General features: G+C 36.8%; 14 protein-coding genes. 13 read left to right on the top strand and 1 reads right to left on the bottom strand.

The window, feature by feature from the left end:
- Positions 1 to 4 precede the first annotated feature (4 nt).
- On the top strand, positions 5 to 2,530 hold the full coding sequence (locus IPI65_22525; GenBank protein MBK7444208.1) for a CotH kinase family protein: 2,526 nt from the start codon (positions 5 to 7) through the stop codon (positions 2,528 to 2,530).
- A gap of 103 nt (positions 2,531 to 2,633) precedes the next feature.
- On the opposite strand, the gene IPI65_22520 is transcribed toward IPI65_22525, so the two are convergent.
- A complete protein-coding gene (locus IPI65_22520; protein ID MBK7444207.1) occupies positions 2,634 to 4,520 on the bottom strand; it encodes a mucoidy inhibitor MuiA family protein in 1,887 nt (628 codons plus the stop codon).
- A 230-nt stretch (positions 4,521 to 4,750) separates the two neighbouring features.
- Here IPI65_22520 and IPI65_22515 point away from each other — a divergent pair, with 230 nt between their 5' ends.
- The 12 genes from IPI65_22515 to IPI65_22460 are packed head-to-tail and all read left to right on the top strand — an operon-like array spanning position 4,751 to position 19,020.
- A complete protein-coding gene (locus IPI65_22515) occupies positions 4,751 to 5,218 on the top strand; it encodes an Lrp/AsnC family transcriptional regulator (GenBank protein ID MBK7444206.1) in 468 nt (155 codons plus the stop codon).
- A gap of 42 nt (positions 5,219 to 5,260) precedes the next feature.
- Entirely contained in the window at positions 5,261 to 6,826 is a 1,566-nt protein-coding gene (locus IPI65_22510) for a SusC/RagA family TonB-linked outer membrane protein (GenBank protein MBK7444205.1), read from the top strand.
- Positions 6,827 to 8,365 (top strand): SusC/RagA family TonB-linked outer membrane protein, encoded by a 1,539-nt coding sequence (locus IPI65_22505; GenBank protein MBK7444204.1) that lies wholly within the window; start codon positions 6,827 to 6,829, stop codon positions 8,363 to 8,365.
- A 27-nt stretch (positions 8,366 to 8,392) separates the two neighbouring features.
- A complete protein-coding gene (locus tag IPI65_22500) occupies positions 8,393 to 9,832 on the top strand; it encodes a RagB/SusD family nutrient uptake outer membrane protein (protein ID MBK7444203.1) in 1,440 nt (479 codons plus the stop codon).
- A gap of 32 nt (positions 9,833 to 9,864) precedes the next feature.
- Complete coding sequence (locus tag IPI65_22495; protein ID MBK7444202.1) at positions 9,865 to 11,226, top strand: NAD-dependent succinate-semialdehyde dehydrogenase; 1,362 nt, start codon at positions 9,865 to 9,867, stop codon at positions 11,224 to 11,226.
- Positions 11,227 to 11,251: 25 nt separating this feature from the next.
- Entirely contained in the window at positions 11,252 to 12,571 is a 1,320-nt protein-coding gene (locus tag IPI65_22490) for an aminotransferase class III-fold pyridoxal phosphate-dependent enzyme (protein MBK7444201.1), read from the top strand.
- Positions 12,572 to 12,582: 11 nt separating this feature from the next.
- A complete protein-coding gene (locus IPI65_22485; protein ID MBK7444200.1) occupies positions 12,583 to 14,004 on the top strand; it encodes an NAD-dependent succinate-semialdehyde dehydrogenase in 1,422 nt (473 codons plus the stop codon).
- 20 nt (positions 14,005 to 14,024) lie between these two features.
- On the top strand, positions 14,025 to 14,762 hold the full coding sequence (locus IPI65_22480; protein ID MBK7444199.1) for a hypothetical protein: 738 nt from the start codon (positions 14,025 to 14,027) through the stop codon (positions 14,760 to 14,762).
- A complete protein-coding gene (locus IPI65_22475; GenBank protein MBK7444198.1) occupies positions 14,731 to 15,423 on the top strand; it encodes a hypothetical protein in 693 nt (230 codons plus the stop codon). Before IPI65_22480 ends, IPI65_22475 begins: the two co-directional genes overlap by 32 nt.
- A gap of 14 nt (positions 15,424 to 15,437) precedes the next feature.
- The gene (locus IPI65_22470) at positions 15,438 to 16,076 is read left to right on the top strand and encodes a GNAT family N-acetyltransferase (GenBank protein ID MBK7444197.1); all 639 of its coding nucleotides are present in this window, start codon (positions 15,438 to 15,440) and stop codon (positions 16,074 to 16,076) included.
- Positions 16,077 to 16,110: 34 nt separating this feature from the next.
- A complete protein-coding gene (locus tag IPI65_22465; protein MBK7444196.1) occupies positions 16,111 to 17,457 on the top strand; it encodes an aspartate aminotransferase family protein in 1,347 nt (448 codons plus the stop codon).
- Between the two features lie 6 nt (positions 17,458 to 17,463).
- A complete protein-coding gene (locus IPI65_22460) occupies positions 17,464 to 19,020 on the top strand; it encodes an amidohydrolase (protein ID MBK7444195.1) in 1,557 nt (518 codons plus the stop codon).
- The last annotated feature ends 341 nt before the right edge of the window (positions 19,021 to 19,361 follow it).

The raw sequence follows: 19,361 nt of genomic DNA, 5'->3' as shown, positions 1-19,361 counted from the left end.
TCTGATGCGTAAAGTATTACTCCTCTTTCCGGCTTTAGTAATGGGTATTTTGCAGATGCCGGCTCAGTTGGTCATTAATGAATATTCGGCTTCAAACTGGAAACAATTTGTTGATAATCACAGTGATTATGAAGACTGGTTTGAAATTTATAACGGCTACAATGCGGATGTTGATTTGGTGGGATATCATTTAAGTGATGATGATGACGCTTTAGGCAAATGGACTTTTCCGGCGGGTTCGGTAATTCCTGCCAATGGATTTTTGAAAGTATGGTGCTCCGGTCGCGATACTGTTGACGGTGGCAATTACCACACGAATTTTAAATTGACCCAAACTAAAACCAATCCTGACCAGATAATTATTACGAATCCCGGTTTAGATATAGTTGATTCGTTGACCATGGTATTTACGTTAAATCAGCATAGTCGCGCAAGGGTAGAAGATGGTGATGCAGAATGGAAAGTTTGTACTGCACCAACTCCGGGTTTATCAAATAATGGTGCTACCATGTTTACAGCTTACACCGACAGACCAGATATGAGTGTTGCCGGTGGATTTTTTGGTGGAGATGTAACAGTTGAAATTACTTCAACCACCGCCGACGGAACCATTCATTATACCTTAGATGGCACTGAACCTAAAACAGATGACCCAATTTATACTGAGGCAATTACAATTAGTGCAACTACAGTTTTAAAAGCAAGAGTATTTTCAGCAAATCCGGATATACTGCCCGGTAAAATTCAATTTTATACCTATTTTATTAATGTGAGTCATACTTTACCTGTTGTATCAATTGCCGGTGATACTTTATTGGAATTAGCCAACGGAAATCAGGATTTGGAGCCTATCGGTTCAATAGAAGTTTTTGGTAAAGATTTAGATAGCAAAACCCGTTCATACGGTGAATTAAATTCGCACGGACAAGATAGTTGGGCAAATGATCAGCGCAGTATCGACTGGGTGAGCCGTGATGAATTTGGTTACAGCAATGCATTAAAAGAAAAATTCTTTGCATCATCTGAGCGTGATGAATTTCAACGAATGATTTTCAGAGCTGCAGGTGATGATAATTATCCCGCTGCACATCATAGCGAAAATGAAGGCTGCGCACATTTGCGTGATGATTATATTCAGATGCTGGCGAAAAATGACGGACTTGATTTAGATGTGCGTACATCTGAACGTTGTATCGTTTATTTAAATGGTGAATATTGGGGCGTTTATTCTTTCAGAGAAAAAACTGATGATCATGATTTCACCAATTTTTATTACAATCAGGGTAAGTATGATTTACAATACCAAATGACTTGGGGAAATACCTGGAGTGAATATGGTGGCACAGAAACAAAACCGGCTTGGGACGATTTATTGGATTTAGCTCAGGACCATGATATGACTGTAGACAGCAATTATTATAAAGTTACCGACCTGCTCGATATTTACAGTCTCGTAGATTATATGTGTGTAAATACTTCGGCCGTTTGTAAAGACTGGCTGGTATATAATACTGCTGTTTGGCGCGGATTTAATCCTGAAGGCACACATCACAAATGGGGTTATACTTTATGGGATTTAGATGCAACATTCGGATTTTATATTAATTATTCCGGCGTTCCTGAAATTGGACCTACTGCCTTACCTTGCGATGTTGATGAATATGATCCACCGTTTTTTGGTCCCGGATTTTTTGATGGGGAAGGTCATGTGCGTTTGATGAATGATTTACGTCAAAATGCCGAATTCGAACAATTTTATTTATCGCGTTATACCGATTTATATAATACCACTTTCAGTTGTGAAAACATGCTGAATTCATTGGATAGTATGATGGCAATTATTGAACCGGAAATGGCACAACATGCTGACCGTTGGTATGGCTCATATGAAGAATGGTACGATAACTTTTCTCAACTCAGAACATGGGTTGAAGACCGTTGCGAATTATTATATACAGGCATGAGTGATTGTTACGAATTAACCGGTCCTTACGAAGTAGTTTTTGATGTTTCTCCGCCTGAGGCAGGTTACATAAAAGTAAATACACTGAACCATTATGCTTTGCCATGGACAGGCACTTATTTTGGTGGAATGGATAATAAATTAATTGCTTACAGTAATGATCCTGAGTTGTATGTATTTGATCATTGGGAAGCAAATCATGCAACATTTACTCCGGGCTGGGATTCAACCGGCACAATACTTACAGACAATGATACGATTACTGCTGTATTCCGTTTACCAACAGCAATTGAGGAAGAAAATGTAATTCCGCTGAGTGTATATCCATCAGTATTTGATAATCAAATAATGGTGCAATTTGAATTAAATGATAATGCTTCTGTTGAATTGGAATTATACACTGCAACCGGTGAAAAAATTGCCACCAAAAACCTTGGTGAAAATGTTAGTCCCGGCAGTCAGTTTATTAACTGGGATTTAACTGATTACAACTTAGCATCAGGCATTTATATCATTCGTTTTAATGCTGATAATTATTATCAATCAGTCAAAATAATCAAACAATAAATAGTCAAACAACAAATAAAACGCCTGTCAAAAATTAATTTGACAGGCGTTTTTATTTGTTGCAAAATATATTAAATATATTCCGTTTGTTTTACTGAAGTAATTATTCCAAAATCACAACTCTGTCCTTCGGATATTTAACTGTATATTTTAATTCCATTTTTTGTTCTTTACCTGATTCAATGGTATAATCCCAAGTCACAATTTGTGTTTCATCTTCTATTTTGCCTGCAGGTTTTACATCTCCTTCAACAATAATATCGCTCTCTGCAGAAATCGGTAACTGGTCTTTAATAATGATATGTATCGGTTCCGGTTTATTATTCCGCACTTTTATTTCATAGGCTACACTTTCAATTTTATTGCCACCTAGGAATTGTCGTTGTGTAAATTCAACCATTTTGGTTCTTAGCACCTGCACACTCTTATCTTTACCCAACGAAATTTGTAAAGTATCAGATGCAAAAGTTGGATCTAAAATGGATTTACCTAAATAGGCACCTTCAAAAAATAAATTCGCTTCACCTAACACTAAATTCAAATCTTTCCAACCGGTAACATTTGCAGTTAAATAAGCAGCCGGGTCAATTTTAGGTGCCGTGTAATAAACAAATTCAGCCGGCACTTCTGCGGTTTTAATATCGATGGTTATTATTTTACCGTCGTTTAATACACTGTAAGGTTCTACAATTTCATAATTAAAAGTGGTAGCCTTATATTCAAAATTCGTTTCCAGGGCTTTGGTTTTAAATTCTTTTTTTTCTGAGTTGGTAACTCCCGGTGTGTTTAGGATTTTTTGAATTCTAAGGCTGGATGCATACCCGGAACTAATTGCTACTTCCTCCAGCATCATAGTAGATTCTTTTAAGTATACATTGAGCACTGCGGCGTTTACCGGTAATTCCTGTTGCTGGTAACCGATATAATTCACTACAATATAATTGGAACCCGGTATGAGTTGCAAATTGTAATAACCATCCATATCTGTTATAGTACCAAGTGTTTGGCCTTTCACCATGATACTTGCTCCCGGCAATGCTTCACCATTAGCATCCGTTACGCGACCGCTAATACTTGTAATACCGCTGTTCGTGTAATTATAATTACCCTGCTGATAAATATTTGCACTGCCTGCATAATAATGTAATCGCCATGGATATAATTTTGGTGCAATAACATTATCGTTCGGATTGCCATTACTGATTGTAAGTTTCACATTTTTCCAATCCTCACCACTACTTTGAAACACATTTGCCTTGTAAGCAATTTCTATTGGTTTATTAATACTTTCCACACGTAAATCGTAGTTGGCAAACCAGCCGGCATCATTTACATAATAACTCACTTCAAATTTACCTGTAACTGCTGCTTTGGAAGAAACCATCACATGTATTTCGGCAGTAGGTTTTTCTTTATTATTATTTAATTGTGCGAGCTGTTTGGATATTTTTTGTATCTCAATATTTAAATCAGTAATTTTTTTATTCAGCTCCAGCAACTTCGTAAATATTTCCGTTAATCGTGCACGTTGAAAGTCGGCCATCGCTTTTAAATTTTCTGCCGTTACACCGTTATTTGCACCTCCAATACTTTGGTTGCGTTCAATCAGTGTTTGTTCTGAGCGATATACATTAATAATAGAATTGGTATAAGTAACCTGCTCATTTAAATCGGCTTGTTTTTTTACCAATTGGTCTATCTCATCCGAAACAGCCTGTTGTTTCAGATAATTCATACGATGTGATACCGACATAATGGTAAAATCGCCATCACCTTTTACCTGAATACTTTGTTTGTCAATTCTGGGTGATATTCCTGCAAATACCAATTCTGTTTTTCCTGCCGGAATTGCATGTGTTCCGTTCCGCACTACCTGAGCACCTTTGGTAAAAACAGTTACTTTTTTAATTTCAGAATTTACGGTTTGTGTGTTTTGTGCATAAAGCTGTACTACAAACAGCATCATCATACCTGTGAAGAGGTGTCGCATGGTTTTCATTTTTTTTGTGTAAATAAACGACGAATATTTTGAAATGTTTTTAATCCTTGTCAGCCCGGGGTAATTTTTAAACAGCAAACCTTCAAATTTTATTGCCCAAAGCCAATTACCTTGAATTTGGCATAAAAAAAATGCAAAAATGGGCTCTAAACCCTCAATTTTATTGAAAAATATTATGAAATATTGAAATTTATTCCATTATTTGTATAAATCTTGACCAAATGAGTATTATGCAGCTAGACGACCTGGATTATAAAATCCTGGAAAAACTGATAAAAGACGGCCGAAAAAGTTTTACTGATATCGCTGATGAACTGGGTGTATCGGTTGGAACAATCCGCAATCGCTTTAATGTTTTTGTGGAAAATGAATTGCTTACCATTATTGGAAGGGTAAATCCCGACAAAATCGGCTTCCATACTTATGCGCAAATTTTGATTAAAGTAAGGCCGGTTGATAAGGTTACACAGGTTGCAGATAATATCGCCAATTTACCGGAAGTAAGTTTCCTGGCCATGACAACCGGTGCGTACGATCTTGAAGTAAATGTGATGTGCCGCGACAATGAACATCTGGTGCAATTAATGACGAATCATATTACTAAAATGGATGGCATTTTTGAAAGTGCTACCAATATTTATTTTAAAGTATATAAATACGCACAGCCCGATTTATACTTATTGAAATAAACCACCATATTACCATTTTCACACCAATCAAAACCCAATCTTATGGTTAAAAAAATTACCACACAATTGTTGCCCTTAATGGTTATGATGTTTTGGTGCTCAACCGGATTTTCACAAACAACCATTCAGGGTGTTGTTCGCGATTCAGTTACCAACGAAACACTTGTCGGCGCCAACGTTCGTTTACAATCGGACCCAACAATTGGCATGAGTACCGATTTAGATGGCGCATTTACAATTGTATCGCCACAACCTGCAGGTGCGCTTGTAATTTCATTTATCGGTTATAACACAAAAACCGTTTCTTTTAATGGAACATTGACATTAAATATTTTGGTGAGTTCCGAAAAAGTACTCGATGAAATTATTGTTGTTGGATATGGTTCACAGAAAAAAAGTGATATTACCGGTTCCATTTCTTCCACAAAAAATGAAGAATTCCGCGACCAGCCTATTGCCAATATTGCAGGCAGTATTCAGGGAAAAGTTTCGGGGATAGATATTCGAAATGCATCCGGAACACCGGGCGCAGGTTTGCTGGTAAGTGTGCGGGGTCAAAGCAACCCATTGTATGTGGTAGATGGCATTCCAATGATTAGTGAAAGTAATTCCGGTATTTCAACATCATTCGATTTACAGGGGGCTTCGGTTGGAAATGGTCAAAATATTTCATCTATTTCTGATTTAAATCCGGATGATATTGAATCAATCGAAATTTTAAAAGATGCATCCGCTGCATCAATTTATGGAGCGCGTGCTGCAAATGGTGTAATATTAATTACGACAAAACGCGGCGCTGCTGGAAAAACACGTTTTAATTTAAATTATTATTCCGGTTTACAACAAGTAAGCCGACCAATTGATTTTTTAAGTTCAGATGAACTGGTTGCCTTAATTGAAGAAGCTCGTTTAAACGATTTAAATGCTTACAATGCTGACCCGACTATTTTTGGGGAAGATTACGATCCGGCACTGTCTATAAATCCGCTGCCTGAATCATGGTACACAGGCGTAAATACAAATTGGATGGATGAAATATTTCGTTTAGCGCCAATTAATAATATTGAATTTTCAGCATCGGGCGGAAATGAAAAAACAACATTTTATATTTCCAATTCCTATTTCGATCAGCAGGGAATTGTAATTGAATCTTATTATAAACGTTTAAATACCAGATTAAATCTCGACCATAAAATAAATGATAAATTTAAACTCGGTGAAAATATTTCACTCACTTATTCCGATAACAGAAGGAGTTTAAACGATAATGTTTATACCGGAACCGTTACAAATGCAATCGGCTCATCACCGTTGATGCCGGTTTATGAAGACGATGGCAATTATGCAAATTTTGAAGATTATCAGGCAAGCTGGTTAAGTGATAATCCTGTGTTGTCTACCAAAGAAATTATTCCTTATACAAAAAATAACCGCGTTCTTGCTTCAGTGTTTGGTGAATATCAAATTGCACCAACACTTAAATTCCGTTCAACATGGTCGGTAGATTTTACTTATTTGACAGATGATTTATATTTTTCTCCAATAACAACAGATGCTGAAGCAGTTGGTGGAAAAGCCATTAACAGCACATATAGTCAGCGGGTTTGATTGGGCGAAAATATTTTATCGTATGATAAATATTTTAGCAATAAAAATGCACTGAATATTATTGGCGGATTTACTTTACAAGAATCACATTCCGATTATTTATCCATTGCCGGACAAGGATTTCCAATTGGAAGCGGATTGCAAGATGTATCCAGTGCAGCAATTATAACAGGAGGTGACTCGTATGCTAGTAATTGGGCATTAGTTTCTTTTTTGAGCAGAATTAATTATAATATTCAAAGCAAATATTTGTTTTCATTAAGTGCACGTGTAGATGGTTCATCCAGATTTTCACCAAACAACAGATATGGATTTTTCCCTGCCGGTTCCGTTGGTTGGCATATGAGTGATGAGGAATTCTGGCCCGCTGCATTATTTATTACCGATTTTAAATTGCGCTCCAGCTATGGTATTACCGGCGATCAGGAAATTGGCGATTTTCAATATGTAAGTTTTTGGAGTCCGGTTGGCTATAACGGTCAGTCAGGTTTAGGTCCAAGAAATATTGCCGATGAAAACTTAAAATGGCAATCGAACAAAATGTTTAATATCGGATTTGACTATGAATTATGGCGTGGCAGAATTAATGGTTCATTCGAATATTATGTCGGCAATAAAACTGATTTATTAAGTGAAGATGTGGTTCCCGGAACAACAGGTTTTGGTTCGGTAACAAGAAATTATGGTGATGTATTAAATAGCGGATTTGAATTTTCTGCAAATACTTATATCGTTGATAAAAAAGATTTCGACTGGAGTTTTGGATTTAATATCAGCTATCTCCACAACGAAATTATTGATTTAAGTACTGATAGTATTTTAGTGAGCGCTTACACTGATTTAACAGCAACACATATTTTAGTGGAAGGCGAATCTTACGGTTCATTCTGGGGTGTGCCTTACGAAGGTGTTGACCCTGCAACAGGGGATCCTGTTTATACCGATACCAATGGTGATGGTATTATTGATGATGGTGATGCGGTTATTTTAGGTAAAGCTACACCTGACTGGTACGGCGGATTTAATACGGCAATAAAATATAAAAAATGGGATGCCGGATTGGCAGCAACCTTTACAATGGGCAACGATGTATATAATTTAATTCGTTCTACCTATCAAACAGGCGGATGGAGCGATTATGGCTGGGATGATGAATATTATTTGTATCAGGTGTATGCAAATAATTCGCATGTAATTGACGACAGATGGCAAGAACCGGGTGATGTAACTGATATTCCAAGAGCATCGATTTTTAATTATAATTTTTATCAGAACTCAGGTCAGGCAATTGAAGATGGTTCACATTTACGTATTCGTGAAATAAGTGTTGGTTATACCATTAAACCGGCTAAATTGACATTATATGAATCCTTGCGTATTTATGCGCAGGTGCAAAATGTTTATGTGTTTTCTAAATACACCGGATTTGACCCTGAAGTAAGTTCAACAGGTGGTGACCATCCTGAAACTGCAGGCGTAGATTATGCAGCATATCCGCAGGCGCGCACCTATATGCTTGGATTTAATTTTAAATTCTGATAACATTTTAATCTAAAAAATTAACTTATGAAAAATTATTCAAATCAAAATATACAAAAAGGTTTAAGTGTAAACAGAACAGGTTTATTGGTGAGCACCATTTTTTTGGCTACCATTTTATTTTCTTCCTGCGAAAGTTTTTTATCACAAACCTCTACTAACGATGTTGCCAATAGTGATATGTTTACAGATGCAGCAAGTTTAGAAAGTGCGCGCATCGGTATGTATAATACTTTGCAAAATCAATATTATTACGGTGGCTTTTATCCGTTAATGGTTGAAGCTTACAGCGATAATGGTGCAACGGGTGGTTACGATAATCTCGACCTCGATGAATTAGGATATAAGGCAGCAACACCAAATAATATTTATATCGAAAATTGCTGGATTGCTATTTACAATACCATTTATACGGCTAATCAGATTATTACCAATGCGGACGGTGTCATTGATGCAACATTAACTGATGAAGTAAGAAATGATATTATTGGTGAAGCACTTACCATTCGTGCCATGGCACATTTTGATTTATTGCGTTTGTTTGGTGAACACTGGGACAATGCTTCGATTTATGGAATTCCTGTAGTAACTACAATTTTATCACCGGAAGATGTTGTTGGTAGAAGTACTGTTAGTGAAACGTATGCCGCAATTTTAAACGATTTACTCACTGCCGAAACCATGTTAAGCAATGATGATTTACGTTTAGATCCGCCAACATTTAAAGGAGCACAATTTATTACAAAAACTGCTTGTCAGGCATTATTGGCAAGAGTTTATCAATATCAGTTTGATTATACCAATGCTGCAATTTATGTGCAGAAAGTTATTACTGAAGGATTCGCAAATTTATTAAGCAGTAGTGAATTCGGCGCAATATATACAACTAAATTATCATCAGAAGCAATATTTGAATTGGTATTTAATGGGCAAGATAAAAGTCAGTTCAATGCATTAACCTATGCTCGTCCCGATGCACTGAGAAGTGAAGTATCATTTTTGGCATCTGCAGAGTTAAATACATTTTATGACGACAGAACTGATGATTTACGTTTTGGTTTAATTGATTTTATAAATAATGATTTAAGTATTGAACCTGATGGCAGAACACAAAAATATCGTGGTGAGGTTTTTCAGGATAACAGCGCTTATGTTTTACGTTACAGCGAAATGTTACTCATTTTAGCGGAAGCCGGTGGATATCCGGCAGGAGTTGCCAATCTCAATGATTTGCGTAATGCACGTGGCATGACAGATGCATCACCAGCGTCACCTGAAGAATTTGCTCAGGATTTAATTGATGAACGCAGAAGTGAATTAAATTTTGAAGGGCATCGCTATTTTGATTTAGCACATTTTGGATTAGTTACCGATATTTTAGGTGAAGGTGTATTGCCATGTTTCCCTGTTCCGGGCAGAGAAATTAATGCAAGCGGTGGTGTAATTGAACAGTATCCGGGTTATTAAATTTTATAATTTTTTCAATTAATAAAATAAAGATGTCTGTATTTAAATCGATAAATCCGTTTAATCAGGAAGTTGTGGGTGAGTATCCGGAATTTACCGATGCACAAATTGAATCTGCTTTACAACTTGCAGCTTCAGCTTTTCAGGACTGGAAAAAAACATCGTATACCCATAGGGCTACACTGCTTAAAAATCTTGCGCAACAATTAAGAACCAATCTGGATACTTATGCGATGCATATTTCACTGGAAATGGGAAAAGTTTTGGCAGAGTCAAAAGCGGAAGTAGAAAAGTGTGCTACAGCATGTGATTATTATGCCGAAAATGGCGCTTTACTGTTACAAGATAGAATAATCCCAAGCGATGCAAAAAAGTCGCTGGTTGCTTACGACCCAATAGGGGCGGTATTTGCGGTAATGCCATGGAATTTTCCTTTTTGGCAGGTAATACGATTTGCAGCTCCCACAATTATGGCCGGAAATGTCGGGTTGTTGAAACATGCAAAAAATGTTTCTCAATGTGCTTTGGATATTGAATCCGCATTTTTAGCTGCAGGTTTTCCAAAAGGTGTTTTCCAGACGTTGATTATTCCTGCATCAAAATCTGAAAAAATAATTGCGCATGATATTGTGCAGGGTGTAACATTAACCGGAAGTGAAAATGCAGGTTCAGCAGTTGCAGCTTTAGCAGGAAATTATATTAAAAAATCAGTATTGGAATTAGGTGGCAGCGATCCGTTTATTGTTTTGAATGATGCTGATGTAAATCTTGCAGCAAGTATTGCAACAAAAAGTCGTATGCAAAATGCCGGACAAAGTTGTATAGCAGCAAAACGATTTATTGTATGCAGTCAGGTGAAAGATGATTTTTTAAATGCATTTCAGCAAAATATCGCGCAAATAAAACAGGGAAATCAGTTAGATGCAAATACTACGATGGGACCGGTTTCCTCATTAGCTGCTGCTACAGAATTGGAAATACAACAGGATAATTCCGTAAAAAAAGGTGCTCGCGTAATATTTGGCTCAAAACGCAACGGCGCAAATTATGAGCCTACTATTTTGGCTGATGTTGGTGTTGGTATGCCCGCATATGCAGAAGAATTGTTTGGCCCGGTTGCATCAGTAATTACTGCGAATGATGCCGAACATGCAATAGCAATTGCAAATAGTCATCGTTATGGTTTGGGCGCAACAATTTTCTCAAAGGATACAGAAAAGGCTTATCATTATGCACGACAAATTAGCAGTGGTGCTGTGTTTGTTAATGCAATGGTAAAATCAGATGTACGATTGCCTTTTGGTGGCACAAAAAAATCAGGATACGGCCGCGAATTATCTGATTACGGATTAAAGGAATTTACGAATGTAAAAACGATATATATCAACGAATAAATTAACATCGCTTAAAAACGAATTTATGGTATCAACAGCCTCCCAAACAGCCGCATTATATGAACGAAGAAAACAATTAGTTCCTAATGCATTGGGTATTTTTAATCCATCCAGTATCAGCTCCGCAAAAGGTGCAATTATAACTGATGCAGATGGAAGGGAATTTATCGACTTTGCCGGTGGTATTGGTGTAATTAATGCAGGGCATTGTCCTGAACCTGTTGTGCAGGCAATACAAGAGCAGGCAGCACAATTTTTACACGCCTGTTTTAATGTTTCTATATATCCGCAATATTTGGATGCTGCAGAAAAAATGATTTCCATTTTACCACATGGTGAACATACTAAATTAATGTTTACCAACAGTGGGGCAGAGGCAGTTGAAAATGCTATTAAAATTGCCCGTCAGGCCACTAAACGTTCAGCAGTGATATGTTATGGTCAGGCTTTTCACGGACGCACGTTATTAGCTGCTACCTTAACCAGTAAAGTTGGATATAAAACAGGTTGCGGACCATTTGCTCCTGAAATATATCGCATCGATTTTCCTGCTTATGATTTATATTCGGGTGAATTAAATGAAGATGAATTTTCTCTAGAACATATATATAAATTAAAAACATTTTTTCAGCAATATGTTCCTGCACAAAATGTGGCAGCTATAATTGTTGAACCGGTTCAGGGTGAGGGTGGATTTCATGTTATTCCGAAAAAATATTTACAGGAATTAAGAAAGGTTTGTGATGAAAACGGCATTTTATTAATTCTGGATGAAGTGCAAACAGGTTTCGGCAGAACCGGCGAATGGGCTGCTTTTCATCATTATGATGTTGTTCCGGATTTATCAACCTGGGCAAAAAGTATGGGTAGCGGAATGCCTGTAGGTGCAGTAATGGGTAAGGCGGCAATAATGGATAATATTAATGCAGGCACCATCGGTGGAACTTATCTTGGAAATGCTTTATGTTGTGTAGCTGTAAGTGCAACAATTGATTATATGCAGGATATTAATATCAATGCAAGAGGCAAACATGTCGGAAATATTATTCGGAAACGATTTTTGGCATTAAAAGAAAAATTTCCAAACCATATCTGTTGTGTGCGCGGACTTGGTGCGATGATGGCTTTTGAATTGTCTGTTGGTGGCGATATTACTAAACCGGATGCTGAGCTTACAAAAAAATTAGCGCAACGTTGTTATGAAAAAGGATTAATCGTATTAACAGCGGGAGTAAATGGTAATATTATCAGAAATCTCGCACCACTTGTTATTACAGATGAACAATTAAATACAGGATTAGATATTATTGAAAATAGTTTAAGCGAATTAACAGCAGGTAAATAGGGGAGCGCAGTATGAAAAAGCAATATATCAATGGTGAATTTTGTGATGCCAAAAATAACGGTGTTTGGGATGTAATGAATCCCGCTACGGACGAAAAAATTACTACTGTTCCTTTTGGCGATGGGTTTGATTGTTCCGACGCAATTGTTGCTGCTGAACATGCATTTATTACCTGGTCAAAAATGTCACCATGGAGTCGCGCAGATATTTTAAAACGCACTGCTGAAATTATCCGCACAAATATTATTTCCTATGCACAGGAAATGGTAATGGAAAGTGGTAAACCGCTTGCTGAAGCAAAAGGTGAATTACATGTTGCTGCAAATTTATTTGAGTGGTATGCTGAAGAAGCAAAACGTACTTATGGCAGAACAATTCCTTCATCAAGAACTGATAAACGGATGCAGGTAATATATCAGCCAATGGGTGTTATTGGTATTATTACTGCCTGGAATTTTCCTGCTTATAATCCGGCACGAGCATGGGCTGCAGCTTTAGCCGCCGGTTCAACTGTTGTAGCTAAAGTGAGCGAATTTACTCCCCTAACAGGAATGAATTTAATTGATGCTTTGGTTGAAGCCGGAATTCCTAAAGGTGTAATTAATCTTGTTCACGGTGATGCAGGAGCAATCGGTAAAATAATGCTTGAACATCCCGCTGTTAAAAAAATAAGTTTTACCGGCAGTACTCGTGTTGGAAAAATATTAATGGATGGCGCAAGTAAAACGAATACCAAATTAGCACTCGAATTAGGTGGTAATGCACCTGTAATTATAATGGATGATGTTGATGTTGAACATGTAGCTAAAACGGCTGTCGCAACAAAATTTCGAAATTGTGGTCAGGTATGTGTTTCGCCACAACGATTTTATGTGCATGAAAATATTTTTGAGCAATTTAGCAAGTCTGTAGTAAAACATGTGGAAGAATTGATTGTTGGAAATGGTTTGGATATTACAACACGTATTGGTCCGCTCATTAATAAAAAACAACAGGAGCATATTCTTCAAATTATTGAAACGGCAAAAGCTGAACAAAATATTTTATTAACCGGCGGACAAACATTTCCGGTTGGTAATTTTGTTGTTCCTGCTGTAGTTGAAGTTAAAAATGAAAAGTCTGAATTTATCAATAAAGAAATTTTTGGCCCTGTAATGCCTTTAATTCCTTTTGTTTCGATGGAGGCAGTAATTAAAGCCGCGAATGCTACACCTTACGGATTATCAGCTTATGTGTGGACCAACAATATCAATCACGCCACCTATTTAAGTGAAGCACTGGAATTCGGAATAATTGGTATTAATGAATGGGCACCGCACGCAACGGAAGCGCCTTTTGGCGGATGGAAACAAAGTGGTTTAGGCCATGAAAGTGGTAGTGAAGGTATTTATGAATACATGGAGAAAAAATTAATCGCTACAGGTGGATTATAATACAACCATAAAATATTAATATGGAAGAAATAAGTATGACATACGGATGGTTAGCAATTGTTCCGCCATTGGTGGTTATTTTGGTATCCATATTATTACGGTCTTCTTTTGAAGGATTACTGATTGGTTGTATTGTAGGATTTATTTTAATTGATGGTTGGGGGTTTTTCGATGGATTTATCAGTTCGATGTATGCTGTAATGACATCTGAAGATACCATTTGGGTTATTGTTGTGTGCGGATTATATGGATCGGTTATGGGATTAATGGTTCGCAGCGGTGGTGCACTCAAATTCGGTGAACGCATGATGGTGTATATGAAATCAAAAAAATCTGCTTTATTCGGAACATGGTTATTGGGGATTCTTGTTTTTATTGATGATTATTTAAGTGCATTAACTGCTGGAATTACCATGCGTAATGTTACCGATAAATTTAAAATACCAAGAGAGTATCTGGCTTATATCGTTAATACCTTATCGCCTCCATTATGTGTTATAGTGCCCATTTCTACCTGGACATTGTTTATAGGTAAACAGTTAGAAACATCGGGATTTGCTGCTGAAGGTCAGGGTTTAAGCAGTTATTTTTCTGTTATTCCATTTGTAGCCTATGGCTGGGTTTCGATATTAATGATTCCACTATTTATTTTTGGCGTATTGCCGCATTTCAAAAAAATGAAAGCAGCGATTAACCGCGCCGAATTAACCGGAAAAACAATTCCGGATGGCACAAAATTATCGATGGTACAAGTTTGACCCGTTTCCGAAATTAGTAAATCCAAAAGCAAGATATTTTTTAGTGCCATTATTGGTGGTGTTAATTAGTACGGTATTATTTCAGGATATAGATACACCTGGTATTGAAATTGATGCTTTAAAAGGGGTATTAATTGGAGTGGCATTTACGTTTTTTTATTTTTTATTCAGCAAACTCGCTTCTGTTCAACAACTTACTGAAACAATATTCACCGGATTTAATTCCATGTTATTTGCATTGGCATTGGTGGTTGTTTCATTAATGTTAAAAGAAGTTGGCGATAAAATGGGATTAACCGAATATGTAATTAATAGTGTTACACCTTATGTGAGTAAAGCATTTTTACCATTGGCTATCTTTATTGCATTATCCTTAATATCCTTTACAACAGGCTCCAGCTGGGGTTTGTATGTTGTTGCCATTCCAATTGTAATTCCATTATCACAACATATTGGCTCTAATGTTTTATTAAATATCGGTGCCATAATCAGCGCCGGTGTGTTTGGTGCAAATGCCTGTTTATATTCAGATGCAACAGTATTAACATCACAAAGTTGTGAAACAAATAATATGCAACATGGTTTATCGCAATTACCATATGCACTTACTGCGTGGGGAATTAGCTGTGTGGTATATATTATTTTGGGAATGGTTATGTAAAAGCAGAAAAAATTATGTTAAAATCCTATCATTTATCAGATAAAATTGTAATTCGTCATACATTACCTCAGGATGCGAGGGCATTGGAGTTATTGCAATATATCGTTTTTCCGAATTTGGCGGAAGATGAAATTTTGCACGAAGCGCATTATTTAAAACACCTGGAAATATTTCCTGAAGGTCAGTTAGTTGCTGTAGATGGAAACCGTATTATTGGTGGAACTACAACGATGCGTTATCATTTCAATGTGGAAAATCCGGAACACCACACTTTTAGTGAAACCGTGGCAGGAGGCTGGCTGACCAATCATGAACCTGATGGTGAATGGTTGTATGGTAAATTAGATGTAAGTGTACATCCCGATTATCGCGGAATGGGCATTGCAAAAACATTTTATCAGTTGCGCAATCAAATTGCAGAACAATTAGGATGTAAAGGGCAGCTCACTGTTGGAATGCTCAATGGTTATGTAAATTATGCAGATAAAATGGATATAGAAACCTATTATGAAAAAGTAAAAAATCATGAACTATTTGATCCGACAGTTTCTGTGCAGGAAAAAATCGGGTTTCAAATTGTTGGTTTAATGAAAGATTATCTGAACGACCCAACCTGCGGAAATGCTGGAGCAATTATTGTAATGGAATTATAAATTTGCGCATTAAATTATTCATCTGAAAAAAAATATTATGACTATTAATTTAAAAACAGCCATCCCCGGACCTAAATCGATTGAAATGATGCAGCGTCGTAAAAATGCTATGCCTGCAGGTTTAGCTAAATCAACGGAAGTAGCTGTAGTGTCTGCCGATGGTGGTGTAGTAATTGATGCCGATGGAAATACCCTACTTGATTTTGCAGGTGGTATCGGCATGATGAATATTGGTCATAGCAACAAACAGGTTATTGATGCAATGAAGGAACAACTTGATAAATATATTCATATCTGTTCCTTAGTTGCAACACCCGAGCCTTATGTTGAATTAGCAGAATTATTAAACAGTTTAACACCGGGTAACTTCCCCAAAAAAACATTGCTCGCTAACAGTGGGAGTGAGGCTGTAGAAAATGCAGTAAATATTGCCAGATATTATACTAAACGCAGTGCCGTAATTTGTTTTGAAGGTGGTTATCATGGCCGAACATTATTAACCTTATCGCTTACCAGTAAATATGCATTATTTAAAAAAGGTTTCGGACCTTATGTGAGTGATATTGTGCGTTTACCTGCTCCGAATATGTATCGTAAACCAAAACAATTTACTGATGCAGAATATATAAATTTTTGTATTCAGCAATTTGAAACGGCAATGATTGCGCAAATTGATCCGGACAGTGTTGCTGCAATAATTATTGAACCGGTGCAGGGTGAGGGCGGATTTATTCCAATGCCGGAACAATTTTTACAAAAGCTCCGTGCTGTAGCTGATGCACATGGTATTGTTTTAATTTTTGATGAAATTCAGTGTGGTGCAGGAAGAACAGGAAAATTATTTGCCTGCGCACATTTTAATGTTGTGCCTGATATTATTTGTATGGCAAAATCGATTGGTGCAGGTATGCCAATTAGTGCAATAACCGGTAAAGCTGAAATTATTGATGCTCCACATTTAGGTGGGGTGGGCGGTACATATGGTGGTAACCCTTTAGCTTGTGTTGCTGCGATTGAAGCACTGAAAATTCTTTCATCTGAATCATTTTTAGCTCGTGTAAATCATGTTGGTGATTTAATTTCAACAACATTAAATAACTGGAAAAATAAATATGCTTGTATTGGAGATGTTCGTGGGTTAGGTGCCATGTTGCTGGTAGAATTTGTGAAAGACCGTGATAGCAAAGAACCCGATGTTGAAATTGCCATGGAAATAATTAAAGATGCCGTTAGTCATGGAATTATATTAATTCGTGCAGGGTTATATTCAAATTGTATCCGGTTGTTGCCACCAATTGTAATGACCGATGAACAGTTAGCAGAAGGTTTACAGGTTTTGGAAAATGCGATTCAACGCGCACAGGAGAAAAGAGCTAAATAAATTTGGATGTCGGTGAGAAAGATATTTTTTAATGGTAAAGTGCTGACTCAGGATGAACAACTTCCTGAGGCTACTGCATTTATTGTTGAAGATGGAAATTTCACCAAAGTGGGTTCAGATGAAACAATATTAGCTGAAAAAAATAATATTGCTATTCTAATCGATTTAAATAAAAAATTTGTAGTTCCGGGTTTTAATGATGCACATATTCATATCTGGAAGGTTGGGAATTTAATACATGGTATGCTGGATTTACGTGGCGTAAAAAGTATTACCGAAATGCAGGAATTACTATCTGCATACGCAGCAAAAAATCCGCAATTAAATTGGATACAGGCAAGAGGTTTTAATGAAGCCGATTTTATTGAACAACGTATGCCCACGAAAGCTGATTTAGATGCAATTGCAACAGATAAACCAATTTGTGTAACCCGCACCTGTGCACATCAAATAATTGTAAATACAAAAGCACTTGAATTAGCAGAAATTGATATCCATACGCCTGTGCCGAAAGGTGGTGAAATGAAATTAATGGCTGATGGCGCTGTAGCAGGGCATTTTACTGAAACTGCAATCGGATTAATTTTATCTAAAATACCAAAATATACAGCCGCTGAATTGCGGGAAATGATTTTAGCTGCGCAACAACAATTTTTACAATACGGAATTACAGCAGCAACCGATCCTGCAGTAGATAGAGATTTATTACAGGTATATAAACAAATGGATGCAGATGGTGAATTAATTATTCGCATAAATGCAATTCCGATACGCGTTCCTGATGGTGCAAATAAAGTATATCCAAATCCTGAACCGTATTATAGTGAACACCTAATTGTAAATACGGTAAAGTTTTTTGCAGATGGCGGAATAAGCGGAAAAACAGCAGCACTTATTGAACCATATAAAAATTCAAATGAACATGGTGTGTTGCGTTTAGAAAAAAACATATTTCGTCAATTAGCAATGGAATCGCAAGAAGCAGGATTTATGTTAGCAACACATGCAATTGGAGATTCAGCCATCGACCTGGTAATTGATGTATATACATCGATTGCTCCTTTTAACCTAAAAAATTTATGTCACAGAATCGAACATTTGGGGCTGCCTTCTCATGAACATCTGGAAGCCATGTTTAAATATCATATTTCAGCAATAATGCAACCCATTTTTATTAGCGAGCTGGGAAATAATTTCCTGAATTATGTTCCTGAGCATTATTTAAATTATTTATATCCTGTAAGAAGTGTTTTGGATTTCGGTGTTCAACTCGCATTATCTACAGATGCGCCGGTAGTTAAATCCTATCATCCTTTATACAACATACATGCTGCTTTAAACAGAACTACCAATAATGGAACAGTGATATCTCCCCAACAAAAAATAACACTTACTGAGGCTTTATACGCATATACTATGGGAAGTGCTACAGTAACAGGCGCACACCAAAAAATGGGTTCCATTACAGCAGGGAAATGGGCTGATTTTACGGTATTAAACAGCTTTGACCCCAATCCGGACCAGGTTGAACAAACCTATATTGCCGGCAATCCGCAGTTATAGGAACTTGATTTTCAGCGTATTACTGACAATTTTGCATTAAAAGAGGCTTTTTTTTGCATTTTTTTTTGATAAAAAGCCAATAATCACTACCTTGTAATCTCAAACTGAAAAATGCGACCTAATACCAATATAACAGTTTGTATAAAACCGTATGTCATTGAGCGTTTGAATTGTATAATTCAAACAACAATTTTTTAATAATAGATAGGAGCGTCCAACCGAATCGGTAAATGTTTCATCTAAATTAACAAGCGAGACCCTGCAATGAGAAAACAAATACGAAACACCCAATTTAAAGCGATGTTGCGAAGACCTGTTTAATTTATGTGTATAAACATATA

It is taken from the genome of Bacteroidota bacterium, assembly GCA_016706255.1.
Classification (GTDB): domain Bacteria; phylum Bacteroidota; class Bacteroidia; order Chitinophagales; family BACL12; genus UBA7236.
This window is presented reverse-complemented; position numbering and strand designations above follow the sequence as displayed.